Raw genomic sequence first — 15,363 nt, forward strand, 5'->3', positions numbered from 1 at the left:
CCCCCCCCGCCGCCGCCCCCCCCCCGCCCCCCCCCCCCCCCCACCCCCCCCCCCCCCCCCCCCCACCCCCGCCCCCCCCCCCCGAGGGGGGTGTTCAAGCTGGACATAGCTCAGCCAGCACCCGCTTCTTCGCCAACGGCAACTTCTACACACCCGACGGCAAGGCGCGCTTCATCCCGATCCGTCCAGTTCCGCAAACCCGCACGAACGAAAAATTCCCGCTGGTGCTCAACACCGGGCGGGTTCGCGACCACTGGCACACCATGACGCGGACGGGAAAAAGCCAGCGGCTGTCGCAGCACCTGGCGGAGCCGTTCGCCGAAATCCACCCGGCGGACGCTCAGCACTTCGGCATCGGCGATGCCGACATCGTCCGCGTCTCAACCGAGCATGGCGAGGTGCTGCTTCGTGCGCTGGTGACGGCGCGGCAGCGGCCAGGCTCGGTCTTCGTGCCGATGCATTGGACGGACCAGTTTTCCGCGCGGGCTCGTGTCGATGCGCTGGTGGCGCCCATCACCGATCCGATTTCAGGACAGCCGGCCTCGAAGAATGTTGCCGCCAGGGTGGAACGCTTCGCTGCCGTCGCGTTCGGCTTCGCGGTGCTTGCCGAACGGCCAGCCTCGATCGACGCCGACTATTGGAGCCTCGCCCGCTGCGCCGCCGGCTGGCGTCTCGAGCTTGCGCTGGAAGCCGACCGGGACTGGCCGGGTTTCGCGGCCTCGCTTTTCGGGGCGGACGCGCCAGGCGAGACGCTCGCCTATCATGATGTCGCCGGCGGGCACTATCGCTTCGCCCGCTTTGCCGGCAGCCGGCTGACTGGCGCGCTCTATCTTGCGCCCAGGCCGGTCGCGGTGTCGCGCGGCTGGGCGGTCGAGCAGTTGAGCGCGGACCATGCCGATCGGCGCGGGCGACTGGCGATCGTGGCGGGGCGGCCGGGCGGCAACAGCGTCGATCGCGGCGCCATCGTCTGCTCCTGTTTCGGGGTCGGCGCCAATCAGATCGCCGACGCGGTGCGCCGAGGCTGCGTAAGCGTCGAAGCGATCGGCGCCAGCTTGCATGCCGGCACCAATTGCGGCTCCTGCCGCGCCGAGATCAGGACCATCATCGAGGCGCGGCGCCTTCACGCGGCGGAGTGAGGGCGTCTAAAGCGCGTCGCGTTTGACGGGCCTCATGCGACGCGCTTCAGGGTGTTGTTTTATGCATGTCGTTATCGCAAACCGCTGCACACCCCCGGGTCAGGCCCGAGGGCATGCTTTTGCGCGACATGCATGAGAACTCTGTCTCGCCGGGCCTCGGCGCTTACCAGCAATTTACAAACGGTGGGCTACCAACGTCCTTATTCGATTCGTTCCGAGCAGGACCCTTATGAGCAAAGCCCTCACTTCTTTCGCATTGGTGGCCATATTGACGGCTTTGCTGATGGCTCTCAGCCTGGCGGTGGCCAGGCATGGCTATCCCTTTGGTGCGATCGGCGCAGAACGCCTGGACGACGTCGCCGATGCCGGGACGTTTATCCCGCTCGCGGCCGTGTACTTCTTCAGCGCGCTGCTGATGATGATCCTGCCGATCAGGGTCGCCGGCATCGTCCTGACACATGCTGCGGATGCGATCTTCTGGACAGTCATCGTGTTGTTCGCGGCCATCATTGGCGGCCTCGCCGCCAGATGGGCTTTCGATCGAAGCAATGTCTTGCCGGCACTGCTGAATTGGCGGTTCCTGTTTGTCGTGGCCGTCGTCGGCTGCCATCTCTTCATGAACGAGCTGCGCCGCAATATCCTGCTGAGAAGCCTGTTCTTTGTCGTCTTCGCCGCAGCGACGCTCGCCTGCCTGTTCTGGTCGTTCACCATCTGAGAAACCTCGCAGCCGCTGGGCCTGACGGCTCAGTTCTTGTCGACCGGCTTCGAGCGCATGCGCGAAACGGTCTCGCGTTCGGCCCGCTTCGAACGCATTGGCGGCAGGCCGCGGTCGATCAGGTCCATGTCTTCCAGCACCATGTCGCCCATGCGCTTGAAAGCGATGTCGAGCGCGCCGGCCCGGTGGGCGGAGCGCAGGAAGCCGGGCAGCGTGCGGACAGGATGGTCCTGCGCCAGCGGCTCTTGCGGAAACACATCGCTGGCGGCGACGATGTGGCCGCTGCGAACTGCATCCATCAGCGCCGGAAAATCGACCACGCCGGCACGGCTGAGCAGGATGAAGGCGGCTCCTTTGCGCATCCTGGCAAAGGCCTCAGTGCCGAGAAAACCCTGGTTTTCGCTGGTCACCGAAGCGACGACGAAGACGAAATCGCTACTCGACAAAACCGTGTCGAGGGAAGCCGGCTCGACGCCGTTCTCGATCAGGATCGAGGGCGGCAGCCACGGATCGAAGACCTTGGTCCGCGTGCGAAAGCCCGACAGCAGCCGGTTGAGCGCACGGCCGAGATCGCCGAAGCCGATGATACCGACATCCGCGCCGGAGAGAAGCCGCGCCGCCCGGTTACCCTCGCCGCCCCACAGCTCCTTGCCCTGACGAAACGCGAGATCGGCGTCGACGATGTCGCGGGCGAGGTTGAGCGCCATGGCAAGACCGAGCTCGGCCACCGGCTCGGCAAACACCATGCCGGTGGTGACGACATGGATGCCGCGCGAAAACAGCGTTTCATACGGCATGTTGTTGATGAGGTTGCTCTCGACATTGAAGACACAGCGCAGCGCCGTCATCCTTTCCAGCGTCTCCGGCGCGATCGGCGGCTGGCCGACGATGTAGCGCGCCTCGGCGAGCACATCGTGTGCCAGGGCCGCGACGCCTTCTGGCGACGTTTCGACGATACGGTATCTGGCGCGGAATCTCGCCAGTGCCTCGGGCGTGAAAATCAGGTCGAGCGTGCGTGGCTCGGGCGCGCTGATCACCAGCGGCAACGCGCTGTCGGACATGGCAGCCTCCTCCTGGCGCGATCCGCGTCGCGCCGCACTAGAATCATGGTTTACCACCTCGACACCCAAGCAGGCTTGCCGGGCTTCGCCTGCCGGGTTTGTGTTTGTCGCTGGTTTTTATCGGAAAACCATCGAACACTTTTTCGAAACCTGCTTAGCACATGCCTGTCGAGGAGCAGAACTTTGCCGCTGGCGGCCTTGCGGTGTGGCGGCTGGTGGTCCAGATAGACGGCAATCGAAGGACAAGGAAGACAGCGACATGATCCCGTTTCGAAAGAACCTCATCGATGGCGAGTGGGTGGGCGATGCCGGCTCCCGCAACATCAACCCTTCCAATCTCGACGACGTGGTCGGCGAATATGCGTCGGGCGACGCCGAGCAGGCGCGGCAGGCCATCGCGGCGGCGAAAGCGGCATTTCCTGCGTGGTCCCGATCGGGCTTGCTGGCACGCCATGCGGTGCTGAGGAAGGCGTCGGACGAGATCACCGCGCGGAAAGATGAAATCGGCCGGGCGTTGGCGCGCGAGGAGGGCAAGACGCTGGTCGAGGGAATTGGCGAAACCGTGCGGGCCGCCCAGATATTCGATTTCTTTGCTGGTGAGACGCTGCGCCTGTCGGGCGAGCTGGTTCCAAGCGTGCGGCCCGGCGTCGGTGTCGAGATCACACGCGAAGCGGTCGGCGTCGTCGGCATCATCACACCGTGGAATTTCCCGATCGCCATCCCGGCGTGGAAGATCGCTCCTGCCCTGGCCTACGGCAACACCATCGTCTTCAAGCCGGCCGAGCTGGTTCCGGAGAGCGCCTGGACCATTGTCGACATATTGCACCGCGCCGGCCTGCCTGAGGGTGTGCTCAATCTTGTCATGGGCAAGGGTTCGGTAGTCGGCCAGGCCATGCTCGACAGCCCTGACCTCAATGCCATCACCTTCACCGGCTCGGTCGGCACCGGCAAGCGCGTGGCTGCCGCCAGCGTCGAGCACATGCGCAAGTACCAGCTCGAAATGGGCGGCAAGAACCCGCTCGTCGTGCTCGACGATGCAGACCTAGCCGTCGCCGTCGACTGCGCGATCAATGGCGCATATTTCTCGACCGGCCAGCGCTGCACGGCGTCGTCCCGCCTGGTCGTGACGGACGGCATCCATGACCGCTTCGTCGATGCGATGAAAGATCGCCTCGCCAAGCTGGTCGTCGGCGACGCCCTCGATGCGAAAACCCAGATCGGACCCGTCGTCGACCAGAGCCAGTTGAAACAGGACGAAGACTATATCGCCATCGGCCGCCAGGAAGGCGCCGATCTCGCCTTCGGCGGCGAGCGGCTCGATCGCGAAACCCGCGGCTTCTACCTGCAACCGGCGCTGTTCACGCAAGCCACCAACGCCATGCGCATTTCACGCGAGGAGATTTTTGGGCCGGTCGCCAACGTCATCCGCGTCAAGGACTATGACGAGGCCTTGGCGGTGGCCAACGACACGCCGTTCGGGCTGACGTCGGGCATCTGCACCTCGAGCCTCAAGCACGCCACGCATTTCAAGCGCAACTCGGAGGCCGGCATGGTGATGGTCAATCTGCCGACGGCGGGCGTTGACTTCCACGTGCCTTTCGGCGGACGCAAGGGATCGAGCTACGGCCCGCGCGAGCAAGGCCGCTACGCAGCGGAATTCTACACTACGGTAAAGACCGCCTACACGTTCGCCGGCTAAGTAAATCAAGCCAGACGAAATCGAACGGCCTTCCCGGCGGGCGCGAGTTGCCGGGAAGGCGAACGTCTTCGTGGCCGAAACGACAGCGACCACTGGGCGCTAATGCATGTCGCGCACATGCATGAAACAGCAACCTAAAGCGCGTCGCAGGAGGCCGGTCAAACGCGGCGCGTTTTAGCCGTCATTCAGCAGGGGTCCTTGCGAGGAGGGCTCGCCGGCTGCGACAGCCAGCCGCCGGAGAACCCGGCCTTGCACAGGCCGCGACGGATATGCGGGCTCGACCGCATCAGCTCCCAGATCAGCCGCGAGCGGTGGTTTTCAATCATCAGCACGACGATGCCTTGGTCCAGTCCATAGTGCGCATCCGATATCCAGCCGCTCGGCCCGAACTTCCGCCGGTTCGCCAGCGTCGGGTTGAAGCCGCTCGGCATCCTGAAACCGTCGACCACCTCAGGGTGGCGTTCTCTGAGGTGGCGCAGCGCAGGCAGGCAGATTTCCGGTGCGAAGGGCAGCGATGCGAGATACGACCACGGCGCAATCGTTCCGTCATCGGGGCCGAACGGTGCGCCACGCGCTGCATAGCCGGAAAATTTGCGCGGCCGCCGCTCGATCCGCGCGCGGAATTTGCCGGGTCCGTCACCCGCCGAAAGTCCCCAAAGTGCTTCGCCGTAGCCGTCATAGCCAGAGGGGTTGTGCCGCGCATAGTCCCGGTGAAGGTAGGTCGCGCGGCGGCTGTTTTCGAAATAGTCCGAGTTCTTGTCCCGCATGAACGCATCCCGGATGCCATCGAAGTCAATCCAGGCATGCGAGAATTGGTGCATGAACAGCGGGCCGCCATAGAGCACGTCGTAGCCGTAGATGTTTTCCCACTGATATGTCGCCGTCCAGCCGGCATAGCTGTCGTCCGAGGCGGGTTTGTCGGGGGCGGCCATTGCCAGGACGTAAAGGATCGTCGCTTCGTTGTAGCCTTCCCAGCCATAACGCAGAAAACCGCTCTTCGGCTTCCAGCCCTGTCGCAAGATCGGTCTGCTGCCTTGAATCCATCGCCAGTCGACGCGTCGGTAGAGCATTTCCGCCAGCTCGCGGATTTCGGTTTCGTCGTCAGTGTCGCCTGTGAAATAGGCGCCAGCCGTGAGCACGCCGGCCATCAGCAGCGCCGTGTCAACCACCGACAACTCGCATCGCCAGGCGCGCAGGCCGGTCCGCATGTCGAGGAAATGGTAGTAAAAGCCTTTGTGGCCGGTGACGTCGTCGCCATCGCCTTGCCGGCTGTTCCAGAAGAAACGCAGTGCGGCAAGCGTCAGCTTCACGGCTGCGTCTCGTGCTATCCAGCCGCGCTCGACCCCGACCGGATAGCAGGACAGGGCGAAGCCGACGACCGCGATGCTTGCCGGCCAATTTGGCCGCGACGTGTCGGCAACCAGTCCGTTTTCCGCATTCACGGTTTCCAGAAAATAGCCGAAGGCGGCGCGCTGGAAGCGGTCGAGCAGTTCTTCGTCGGACTGTGGAGGTTCGATCCTAAGCAAACGACGGGAACTCCAGTCTGGCGTCCGTGGTTGCAAATCGTTCCAGTTGCTTCAATAGGTCGCCCGGCCGCCGGAAACGTCGAAAACGGCAGCCGTCGTAAAGGAACATTCCTCGGAAGCGATCCACGAGATCAGCGCCGCCACCTCCTCGACCTCGCCAAACCGCGCCATTGGTATTTTCGACAGCATGAAATCGATGTGCTGCTGGCTCATCTGCTGGAAGATCGCGGTGCGCACCGCTGCCGGCGTGACGCAGTTCACCGTCACCTTGGTCTTCGCCAGTTCCTTGCCCAGCGACTTGGTCAGGCCGATCACCGCCGCCTTGGAGGTGCTGTAGGCAGAGGCATTCGGGTTTCCCTCCTTGCCGGCGATCGAAGCGATGTTGACGATCCTGCCGTAATTGCGCTCGAGCATGTGCGGAACCAGCGCCTTGTTGCAGTAGAAGACGCCGTTGACGTTGATGTCGATGACCCGGTGCCAATCCTCCACCGAATAGTCCCAGGTCGCCATGTTCGGTCCGGTGATGGCCGCGCTGGTGACCAGGATATCGACCGCGCCAAGGGCTTCAATCGTCTGCCGGGCGGCCTGTGCGACCGCTACAGGATCGGCGACGTCGACGGTCACGCCGTGCAAGTCGGCGATGACAGCCTTGGCCTGCTCGATCTGGGTGGAGTTGCGATCCCAGACGCAAACGCGCCCGCCCTCTTCAACGATTCGTTGCGCGACGGCCAGGCCGATGCCTGAGGCGCCACCGGTGACCACGGCCGATCGTCCGGCAAACCGTCCCGCAAAACTCATTGGCATATGGTCTCCCTCATTTGCCCGCCCCGACGGGCGCTGGCGACACCGCCGGCGGCGAATGTGAAGTCAACAGCGGAGAAGTTCAAGCCGGGGACTGGAGCCTCGAACAGGTTCATGGCGGGCCAGGAGCAGGCGGTTGAGAGCCGCTCTTGGCTACGACCTGACCATTCGATGCTGGGGCTGCCGTCTCTGCAAGGCGACTTCCACGCGCACAGTTCAAACGTTCTTGATCGACTTCCAATGGCTCAGCCGCTCCGCGATCAACTCCACCCGTCGCTGGTTGTCGCGCCCGTCCAGGATGCTCAAGTCCTCCGGTTCGGCGCGCAAGTAGACGCCTGAGGTGCGCGCGTTCAGTTTTGGCTGCGTGTCGGCGCGTGTGGTAAAGTACCCGGACGCGCGATCGGCGGACTCCAGCCGGATCTCCCCCGTCCCGTACAACTGCGACGCGTTAGCATCCAAGGGCCGTTCTCCATTCCAAAAGTAGAAGATGCCGGCAGGCTCCTTTCTCTCCTTTACCGCCTCGCTCCAGTATCTGGCTGACAGACTGCCATTCTCTTGCCATGAGCGGCCGGCCAACTCCAACGCGCCATCGCGGTCTCGCGCGATACGCAGGAGGCTCACGGCGGACGGTTCCTTTACGGTCCGCTCCGACAGGGAAAACTGCCACCAAAGGCCCTCTATTCGGGCGACGCGGCCTTCATTTTCAACAGCTTTTCGCAGCTTTTGGTTGACCGCTCTCATCTCCGCGGCGGTCGTCGCTTCGCCATACCTCACGGACGTCAGGCCCAGGAGATCGCTTGGAAGCTTGGAACCGTTGGCATGAAGGATAAACGTTCGGCGCATTCCAAGGACTCCGCCGAAAAGGCCGGCTTCGAAGACGACATTGTCTCGCGGAGAAGCCTGAGCGGATACAGGAGCAGATGATGCTGGCAGGCTTACACTGGTCCAGTCGTCCTGGGCGAAGACGAAAGCGGCGAAGTCGACTTCACGCGTAAGCTCGAGGAGGCGCCCCAGGGTGGTTGTCCCCGGATTGAATGACGTCGTCCAGGGTTCCACATGCGCGATGTCTTCAAGACCGCGTGTCAGCGCCTGCAGCAGTTTTTTCTGCTTCCCCGACGAGCCCAGGAAGATTCGAGGTTTGTCCATCCGTTTGCTCCAACCCAGCAGATCGGGGACGACCAGCCTCTGCCAATTGTTGGTGTGGCCATCGTCTGGTTGTCTCCGAGATAGCGTACGCGGAGGGCCTCATTCATTGCAACGGATGCAACGAATGCCGGCTGCTATTTTTCGGTCCGGTGCTGAAAGCAACTGCAAAAACAGTTCCGCGCGGCGGTCATGCCGACCCTCTCGTTAGATGCGGCGGCGATGGCTTTTGACGGCGCCGAGAGCGATGCCCCAGCCCTGCGCCGGGATGCTCGGGTTCTTGCCGCACGGCCTGTCGTGGCCTTTTACCGCCGCACGGGGCGCCTTATGGCTGTTTTTGCCTCATTTGGGTGACAGGCTGTGGGGGATGGGTTATATTGCACTGCACAATGAGATCGTTCGCGCATGGCGCGGCGGCGAATCGGCATTGAACTGCATGGACGGGAATTCGCTACCGAGATGAAGATTCCAAAATCTCTGTTGGTCGACCCGGAGAAGAGCACCGTCTACGGCGCATTTGCTGTTGCCATCTCTATTTGGGCGTTCTCCTACTCCTCGGTTTTCGGGCCGATCCTGATCCTGGCCTATTATGCGGTCTGGCTTCCCCTGATTCTGGTAGACTACCGGCGGCTGTTGCGGCATGCCTCCAGCGCGTGGCTGCCGCTGGCGTTTGCATTCTATGTCTGCCTCTCGGTGTTCTGGTCGGATGCCCCCGGCATCACGTTGAGGACGTCAATCCAGTATTGCTCCCATATCGCCTGCGCCTACATCGCCGCGCGCACCGTCAGCGTCCGGACGTTGACGATAGGCTCACTGATCGGGATTTTTGTCGTCCTGCTCTATTCGCTCAAGGTCGGGGGTTATTCCTATGATATGCTCGACGGGACGTACAATTTCGTCGGCGCATTCAGCTCCAAGAACCAGATCGGCTTTGTCGCCTCCCTTGGCATCTATTTTTGCATTGTCTTCCTGGTTTTTCTCAGGCGCGGCCGGATAAGCTTCATCCTGACGGCGCCCATCCTCGTCCTATCGGCCTATCTTCTGATCATGGCGCATTCCGCCACCTCGACGGCTTCGATACCGGCAGTTCTCGCTCTGGTGGCTCTGCTTGCCATGGCCAAAAAGCTTCCACTCCGCTACCGACGGGTGATTTTCGTGGTCGGCGCATGCGGGCTGGTCGTGGTCACCGCGGTTGCCTTTGCAGGACTTCTGGATTTCGTCCTTGGCGCCTTCGGAAAGGATTCCACGCTCACCGGACGGACCTATCTCTGGGAGCAGGGCTGGGAAGCGGCGCAGCAGGCGCCAGTCCTCGGCGTCGGCTACGCGGCCTATTGGGTGCAGGGGTTCGCCGAGGCCGAGCGGCTCTGGAACGAATTCTACATCACAACCCGAAGCGGCTTCCACTTCCACAACACCTATATCGAAGCCCTCGTCGAGCTAGGTTATGTCGGGGCGACGCTGATTTCGCTGATCATCCTGCGCACCCTATGGGGCCATATATCGGCCCTGATATTCAGGGCATGGCAAGCCGAGTCGGTGATTCTTGCCGGCGTGATGGTGCTTTTGTTCATTCGGTCCTTCGTTGAGATCGACACCTTCAACCCCTACATCACGGGCTCCTTCCTCCTGTATTACAGCTACTTCAAGCTGGTCAGGGTGCATGTCGCCCGTCCCCGATGGACCGCAGCGGACCTCGCGGAACCAGAAACCGCAGGGCGCTAATCAAAGGGCTAAAATATTACCTTGATTTTGGTGGCGCGCACAAAAACGCCGCCTGACAGCGCCAAGGCCAAGCAATTATCTCATCTCACAGGCAGCAGGCGAGCCTCGCCCGAGTTGGGTTTGCTGCCTGTTGATCAGGCCCTGAGGGTCAGGAGCGCATACCATGCGAACCGCTTCACAAAGGGAAGCGTCAAAACCACTGAATCGACAGCTTTGCCAACCGTGTAGACGGTCTCCGAGATGGTTCGCGGCATCAGCGCGCTTCCTACGGAGCACAGGCCGAAATAGTCCACCTGGACATCGCTGAAATAGCGGCGGGCCAAAGCGAAGTCCGAAATCAGCAAGGGATGTTCATCAGCGGTGCGGATGAGGGGTGTCCGCTTTCTGTAGGCATTCAGGAGCGGATTGTGTCCCATCGGCTCGTAGAAGGACGCCACGCCGTTCGGCTTCAGGACACGGACCACATCGGAAAAACACCGGTCCAGGGCCAGGTGATGGATGATCCCGCGTCCATACACCAGGTCGAACTTGTTGCCCTCGAACGACATGGCTTCCGCATTCATCGCCAGGAATGTAGCGTTCGTGCTTCCAAGCGCGCTCGCCCGTTCGTTCGCCCTGTTTACCGCTACATCCGAAATATCGATCCCCGTCAGAGATCGGCAATGATCGGGCAGGTGCAGGGAATGCAGGGACCACCCGCCATCGGAGCAGCCGTACTCGAGCACGTCTGCGTTTTTCGAAAGCTGTTTTATCTGCTCGTCTTGACGTTCAGCGCCGTGACGGATCGTTCGATACCACTTGTCAAGGCTTCCTCTTGGATCCTCCTCCTGACTAAATCTGAGATTGTGAAATTCTCTTTCTCGACTGACGATTTCGTCCCTTGCACTGTGCATGACGAAGTCCTCCTCGGATTTTGAGTTGCAACTAAAGCACAACATCTCCTTGCGCTGTAATTACTCACGTCCCGAGTTGACGGTTGGCTGGCCTGTCGGGCAGCGAGCACAGTGTCGACGAGTTCATGGTCGAACTCGTCCCGGTCGAACTCTTTGCCGATCGAATCTGGGCGGCGTGATCGGATCGGCCGATCGCTCGAAGGCCTATTGGCTAGCCATTGGCACCAGCTTCACCTTGATCACGTCTCCGGGCAGTACGGGCGTGTCTTCGCTGGCGGCGATTTCGCTGGTCTTGCCGTCGACAATCCGGACCAGGCCAAACGACATCGTTGGCTCTTCGCCGTCGCGATAGCCTTGCAGTGCCGGGTTCCCCGACATGGCTTCGGCCATCAGGCCGGTGTGCATGTTCATCTTGAGCATTGTTTCGGCGAGATCGGCTTCTGCCTGTTGCCGGCCAGTGGCGAGGTTGGCATTCTGGGTGTTCTCCAGGTCGATGGCGTCCTGGTTGGCCTTGCTGATCGACTGCCTGGCGGTGAGGATAGCCGTTTCGTAATCCAGGATCTGTCCTTCCAGGTCGGCGATCGTTTGCTGCGAACCCAGAACCCGAGTGTTGACCACAAGGCCCTTTTGCGCCAGCGAACCGATACCGCTGAGCTGTTCCTTTGCCAGGTCGACCTGCCGCTGCTGGTTGACGATCTTTTTCTGCAGCGAATCGATCTCGCTCTGCAGCAGCTTCTTCAAATCGTCGAGCGCCTGAAGGCGCAGTTTGAGATTCTTTTGATCGGCCGTCAGGATCGCCATCTCGTCGGCAACGATGCTTGCCAGCTTCGGATCCTCGGCTAGCTCCTTCGGCACGTCGAATGTCGGCTTGTCGGCGATCTGTGCTTCGATCCGCGCGCGCCGAACGATCAGTCGGACCCGTTGGTCCTGGAGAACGTCAAACTCGCCCTTGGCGTTGATCATGTCGCGGTCGTACCGCTGTCCTTCGGGGGCTCGCCGGACACCGCCGGCGATGCTCATCGCCCTCAGGACGGTCAGGTCGGGCACGTAGGGATACTGGCCCGGCGTCTGCACCTCCCCGGAAATGTAGAACGGCCTGTACTGCGCCATTTCGACGGAGGCTTCCGGCCGGTCCGCCAGAGCGAGCTTGCGCTGGAGCGCCTGGCTGATGGCTGCCGCGATCTCGGATGTGGTCTTGCCGGTTGCCGGCATTTCGCCGACGAACGGCACCGACAATGTTCCAGACGGGCCGACCGTGTATTCTCCGTTGACGGCCGTCCAGTCGCGGAACGTGCCTTCAACGGTCTGCCATTCGGCCACGCGGATGGTCAGCTTGTCCTGGGATCCAAGCCGGTACTCGTCGGCCGCGGCGAGTTGCGGAACGGCGAGCGCCAGCGCGAGGCAGGTGGTCATAAGCCGCATCCGTCGCATGCGATTGCTAACCGTGCCGGCCCAGGAGATTTCGAAGATGTCTGTTTTCAACTGTATGTTTTCCGATTCGCTTTAGCCCGGCCCGATGGAGCTTGCTGCAGAATGCTTGGCGTCTGGACAGTCACTTCTCCGCACACAGCCGGCTGCCGGCCGGTCAATAGCAGCCCCGCGACATCCAGACGGCAGGCACGGTCTTGATAATGATGCGAATGTCCTCGAACAGCGACCAGTTCTCGACATAGTGGCGATCGAACGCGACGCGGCTGTCATAGGAAACGTCATTGCGGCCGCTGACCTGCCAGAGCCCGGTCAGGCCAGGGCGCGATTTCAGGTAATAGACGGCCGAACTGCCGTAGATTTCGAGCTCGTCGCGCACCACCGGGCGAGGACCGACAAGGCTCATGTCACCCTGAAGGATGTTGATGATCTGCGGCAGTTCATCGAGGCTGAGCTTCCTCAGCACGGCCCCGACACGCGTGACGCGCGGATCGTTCTTGAGCTTGCGGGTAGCTATCCATTCGGCCTTCGCGTCCGGGTTGGTGGCAAGGTATGCCGCCAGCACCTGTTCGCCATTCTGCACCATGGTGCGAAACTTGAGGCACGGGAAAATCCGTCCGCCCCGCCCGATCCGCCTGTGACCGTAGAAAATCGGCCCGCCGTCGGAAAACTTGACAAGCAGCGCGACCATCACAAACAGCGGACTGAGAGCAACCAGCCCAATCAGTGAACCGGCGATATCGAAGCTGCGTTTGAGCAGGCCGCCGATTGGTGGAAAGTCGATACCGGCCTGTGGAAAATCCGCGTCGGCCGGCTTGGCTACGTCCCTCATGCATAAACTCCATACGTTGAACGGATGGTTTGCCGCACGATATCAAAAAAATGCTGCATCGCAACACACAATTCCTTGAGCGCCTGAAATAATCGCGTCATGCATTGATTAAATAATAAACCGGTCCTGCGCAAATTTTGGCCTTTTATGGCGGTTTCGTGACAAATTATGGGCAAACTTGAAAAATTTAGTGCCTTTTTGAGGCTGATTTTGGGCGTGTCGCTCTTTGTGCCGCACGGTTGAGAAATATCGTGCTGTAGCTTTGTGAAATATAGAGCGCTCTTAAAGTAAAATACTGATTAATATTATGGCCCTTACTGAAGTGAGTCCAGACCGGGTGATTGGTCGTGATACCGGGGTGTGCGTCGCAACATGGCAGAGTCGATCCCCCGAACTTATGCAAAATAATTTGCGGCTGGCCTTGCCCGCTATTGCACACCTTAATAGAGTTGCAAATTGTTTCTGTCAGAGTATGGACAGCGTGGGAAGGCTGGAAGCAACCGGCCAAAAAAAAGCGGGTGGCCTCAACAAGCTCGCATGGCGAAGGGAGGCTTCGGGATGGTCAATCATCGATTTTTGCCCGAGCAGGTTGACGGGCTGTCGGGTATGTCGCTACCAAAATTCATTATCGGCATGATTTTCGCGCTGGCGATCGTGGTCGCCTGGTCTTATCTCAACGGCGCTTCGCTAGGCGCAACGCTTCTTCGCGCTATAGCCTGCGCCATTGTCATTCAATTGGGTTACTTTCTGCTCGTTTTCGCCATGGTTGCCAGAAATACCCCGACGTCGGCTGACAAGATTCGCGACGTCGAACGAAAGCTGAGTTCGACCGAAGCGGCCGATGGCGAGAAGTTCAGTGCCAGGAGAAGCCTCCACTGACCTGACGGCAGGTAGCGTCGGCCGGGTCCCTGGCGCACTGCTCGCCCGACAGCATCCTGGGCAACCGACTTGTGATTTCCCCTTCAGCCTCGGATCCTCTGACTCGGCCACCACTGCCTAAACCCTGTCGATCGACCTGGTGATCAGCGATTCGAGTGCGCTGATCACCCATCCAGAATGGGCAGGGACGGTGTGCGAAGCGGCCCGCCTATCCGCTGGCATTTCACCGCCCATCGATTTGCGCCATGACGACCCCGAAAGGAAAGACTGGACGGAGCGAGTGATTTTAACGATGCTTCGCACTCGCAGCATAAGCGCCGGCTGATGTTTCGTACAGCCGGGCAGTCAGTGAGAACGAGAGCTGCATTGCGGGAGAAATTCGGAGCTACCTGTGCAGTCGAGAGGCGAATTGATGACAGAACCGGAAGTCTGCGTGATCATTGCTGCTCGCAACGCGGCGCGGACAATTGCGGTTGCCATCGCATCGGCCTTGCGCGAGCCGGAGGTGGCCGAAGTCGTCGTCGTCGATGACGCCTCCACTGACGATACCGCGAAAGTCGTTCGGGCGGCCGACGATGGCAGCGGCAGGCTTTCCGTCATCCGGCTCGACGTCAACGGCGGTCCTTCCTTGGCCCGCAACGCCGCGATCGCCAGCTCCAAATCGCCGTTCATCAGCATTCTGGACGCCGACGATTTTTTTCTCGAGGGCAGATTTCGCGAGTTGTTCGCCAGCCCCGATTGGGATTTCGCTGCCGACAACATCATGATGATCAGGGACGATGCGGCGACCGACGTTTCGAAAATCACCGCTCCGCGGTTTGCAGCCGATCCGGAATTTCTCGATTTCGAGCGCTTCATCGAAGGCAACATCTCCAGTCGTCGTGTGCAGAGAGGTGAGTTGGGTTTCCTCAAGCCGGTGATCAGCCGCGCTTTTCTGGACCGGCATGGGCTGCGCTATGACGAAAACCTGCGGCTGGGCGAAGACTATGAACTCTACGCGCGCGCAGTTGCTTGCGGGGCGCGCTTCAAGGTCATCAGGTCCTGCGGCTACGGAGCGATCGTTCGCGCGGATTCGCTGAGCGGCCAGCACAAGACGCAGGATCTCAAGCGTCTGGCCGACGCGGATCTGGCGCTGCTGGCGATCGACAGTTTGCCGGAAGGCTCCAAGGCCGTGCTCAGAAAGCACGAACGGCAGGTGCGCGACAAATATCGGTTGCGAAACTTCCTCGACGTGAAGAACGAGAGAGGGCTGACAGCGGCTGCGGCCTACGCCCTGGCCAGCCAATCCAATCTCATCCCCATCGTTCGCGGCGTGGCCGCCGACAAGCTGGATGCGCTGTTTCGCCGCGTCGGCTTTGGCTCGAAACAGCCTGTGCCGTCGCGGCGCTTTCTCATGGCCGCAACCAGCCCGGTCGGCGAGGCTTGAGCTGGTCCGCCGGCGCGCCACACCGATCATGTCAACAGGTCCTTACCCTGCCTCAAAACGATGCGAATTTCCGATTCGCCGCACTAGGTGGTTGCCTACTCG

Annotated in this window: 13 protein-coding genes; 6 read left to right on the plus strand and 7 right to left on the minus strand. The window is 61.2% G+C overall.

Going from position 1 to position 15,363, the window contains the following annotated elements; genetic code table 11:
* On the plus strand, positions 1-1,136 hold a 1,136-nt coding region (locus AC0L3O_RS23945), incomplete at its 5' end, for a molybdopterin dinucleotide binding domain-containing protein (RefSeq protein WP_473616801.1).
* A 229-nt stretch (positions 1,137-1,365) separates the two neighbouring features.
* Positions 1,366-1,851 (plus strand): hypothetical protein, encoded by a 486-nt coding sequence (locus AC0L3O_RS23950; protein ID WP_027151538.1) that lies wholly within the window; start codon positions 1,366-1,368, stop codon positions 1,849-1,851.
* Positions 1,852-1,880: 29 nt separating this feature from the next.
* On the opposite strand, the gene AC0L3O_RS23955 is transcribed toward AC0L3O_RS23950, so the two are convergent.
* Positions 1,881-2,912, minus strand: a complete 1,032-nt coding sequence (locus AC0L3O_RS23955; RefSeq protein ID WP_473533015.1) for a hydroxyacid dehydrogenase — start codon at positions 2,910-2,912, stop codon at positions 1,881-1,883.
* Between the two features lie 262 nt (positions 2,913-3,174).
* Here AC0L3O_RS23955 and AC0L3O_RS23960 point away from each other — a divergent pair, with 262 nt between their 5' ends.
* Positions 3,175-4,611 (plus strand): aldehyde dehydrogenase family protein, encoded by a 1,437-nt coding sequence (locus AC0L3O_RS23960; protein ID WP_473533026.1) that lies wholly within the window; start codon positions 3,175-3,177, stop codon positions 4,609-4,611.
* Positions 4,612-4,796: 185 nt separating this feature from the next.
* Here AC0L3O_RS23960 and AC0L3O_RS23965 read toward each other — a convergent pair whose 3' ends face one another.
* The 3 genes from AC0L3O_RS23965 to AC0L3O_RS23975 all read right to left on the minus strand — a co-directional run bounded on the left by AC0L3O_RS23965 (position 4,797) and on the right by AC0L3O_RS23975 (position 8,084).
* A complete protein-coding gene (locus AC0L3O_RS23965; RefSeq protein WP_091592785.1) occupies positions 4,797-6,137 on the minus strand; it encodes a glucoamylase family protein in 1,341 nt (446 codons plus the stop codon).
* 51 nt (positions 6,138-6,188) lie between these two features.
* A complete protein-coding gene (locus tag AC0L3O_RS23970) occupies positions 6,189-6,941 on the minus strand; it encodes an SDR family NAD(P)-dependent oxidoreductase (protein ID WP_473536508.1) in 753 nt (250 codons plus the stop codon).
* Between the two features lie 213 nt (positions 6,942-7,154).
* Entirely contained in the window at positions 7,155-8,084 is a 930-nt protein-coding gene (locus tag AC0L3O_RS23975; protein WP_236379044.1) for a TIR domain-containing protein, read from the minus strand.
* A 456-nt stretch (positions 8,085-8,540) separates the two neighbouring features.
* On the opposite strand from AC0L3O_RS23975, the gene AC0L3O_RS23980 reads away from it, so the two are divergent.
* Positions 8,541-9,803: an O-antigen ligase family protein gene (locus tag AC0L3O_RS23980; protein WP_091593000.1), complete on the plus strand. Its 1,263-nt coding sequence runs from the start codon at positions 8,541-8,543 to the stop codon at positions 9,801-9,803.
* Between the two features lie 134 nt (positions 9,804-9,937).
* Here the strand turns inward: AC0L3O_RS23980 and AC0L3O_RS23985 are convergent, their stop codons facing one another.
* From AC0L3O_RS23985 to AC0L3O_RS23995, 3 genes are all read right to left on the minus strand, one after another.
* Entirely contained in the window at positions 9,938-10,696 is a 759-nt protein-coding gene (locus tag AC0L3O_RS23985; protein ID WP_473536507.1) for a class I SAM-dependent methyltransferase, read from the minus strand.
* Between the two features lie 204 nt (positions 10,697-10,900).
* On the minus strand, positions 10,901-12,109 hold the full coding sequence (locus AC0L3O_RS23990; RefSeq protein ID WP_473616847.1) for a polysaccharide biosynthesis/export family protein: 1,209 nt from the start codon (positions 12,107-12,109) through the stop codon (positions 10,901-10,903).
* 172 nt (positions 12,110-12,281) lie between these two features.
* Positions 12,282-12,956 carry a sugar transferase gene (locus AC0L3O_RS23995; RefSeq protein WP_473536506.1) on the minus strand — a complete coding sequence of 225 codons (675 nt, stop codon included), beginning with the start codon at positions 12,954-12,956 and terminating at the stop codon, positions 12,282-12,284.
* 558 nt (positions 12,957-13,514) lie between these two features.
* On the opposite strand from AC0L3O_RS23995, the gene AC0L3O_RS24000 reads away from it, so the two are divergent.
* On the plus strand, positions 13,515-13,835 hold the full coding sequence (locus tag AC0L3O_RS24000) for an exopolysaccharide production repressor exox (RefSeq protein ID WP_287171383.1): 321 nt from the start codon (positions 13,515-13,517) through the stop codon (positions 13,833-13,835).
* Between the two features lie 412 nt (positions 13,836-14,247).
* Positions 14,248-15,261: a glycosyltransferase family 2 protein gene (locus AC0L3O_RS24005; RefSeq protein WP_473536505.1), complete on the plus strand. Its 1,014-nt coding sequence runs from the start codon at positions 14,248-14,250 to the stop codon at positions 15,259-15,261.
* Positions 15,262-15,363 lie beyond the last annotated feature (102 nt).

It is taken from the genome of Mesorhizobium sp. WSM4810 (assembly GCF_055811235.1).

Bases quoted from the DNA above. Each gene is read 5' to 3' on its own strand.
- AC0L3O_RS23985 (WP_473536507.1), bottom strand. From the start codon at position 10,696: ATGCACAGTGCAAGGGACGAAATCGTCAGTCGAGAAAGAGAATTTCAC.
- AC0L3O_RS23990 (WP_473616847.1), bottom strand. From the start codon at position 12,109: ATGACCACCTGCCTCGCGCTGGCGCTCGCCGTTCCGCAACTCGCCGCG.
- AC0L3O_RS24000 (WP_287171383.1), top strand. From the start codon at position 13,515: ATGGTCAATCATCGATTTTTGCCCGAGCAGGTTGACGGGCTGTCGGGT.
- AC0L3O_RS24005 (WP_473536505.1), top strand. From the start codon at position 14,248: ATGACAGAACCGGAAGTCTGCGTGATCATTGCTGCTCGCAACGCGGCG.
- AC0L3O_RS23980 (WP_091593000.1), top strand. From the start codon at position 8,541: ATGAAGATTCCAAAATCTCTGTTGGTCGACCCGGAGAAGAGCACCGTC.
- AC0L3O_RS23970 (WP_473536508.1), bottom strand. From the start codon at position 6,941: ATGCCAATGAGTTTTGCGGGACGGTTTGCCGGACGATCGGCCGTGGTC.
- AC0L3O_RS23955 (WP_473533015.1), bottom strand. From the start codon at position 2,912: ATGTCCGACAGCGCGTTGCCGCTGGTGATCAGCGCGCCCGAGCCACGC.
- AC0L3O_RS23950 (WP_027151538.1), top strand. From the start codon at position 1,366: ATGAGCAAAGCCCTCACTTCTTTCGCATTGGTGGCCATATTGACGGCT.
- AC0L3O_RS23995 (WP_473536506.1), bottom strand. From the start codon at position 12,956: ATGAGGGACGTAGCCAAGCCGGCCGACGCGGATTTTCCACAGGCCGGT.
- AC0L3O_RS23975 (WP_236379044.1), bottom strand. From the start codon at position 8,084: ATGGACAAACCTCGAATCTTCCTGGGCTCGTCGGGGAAGCAGAAAAAA.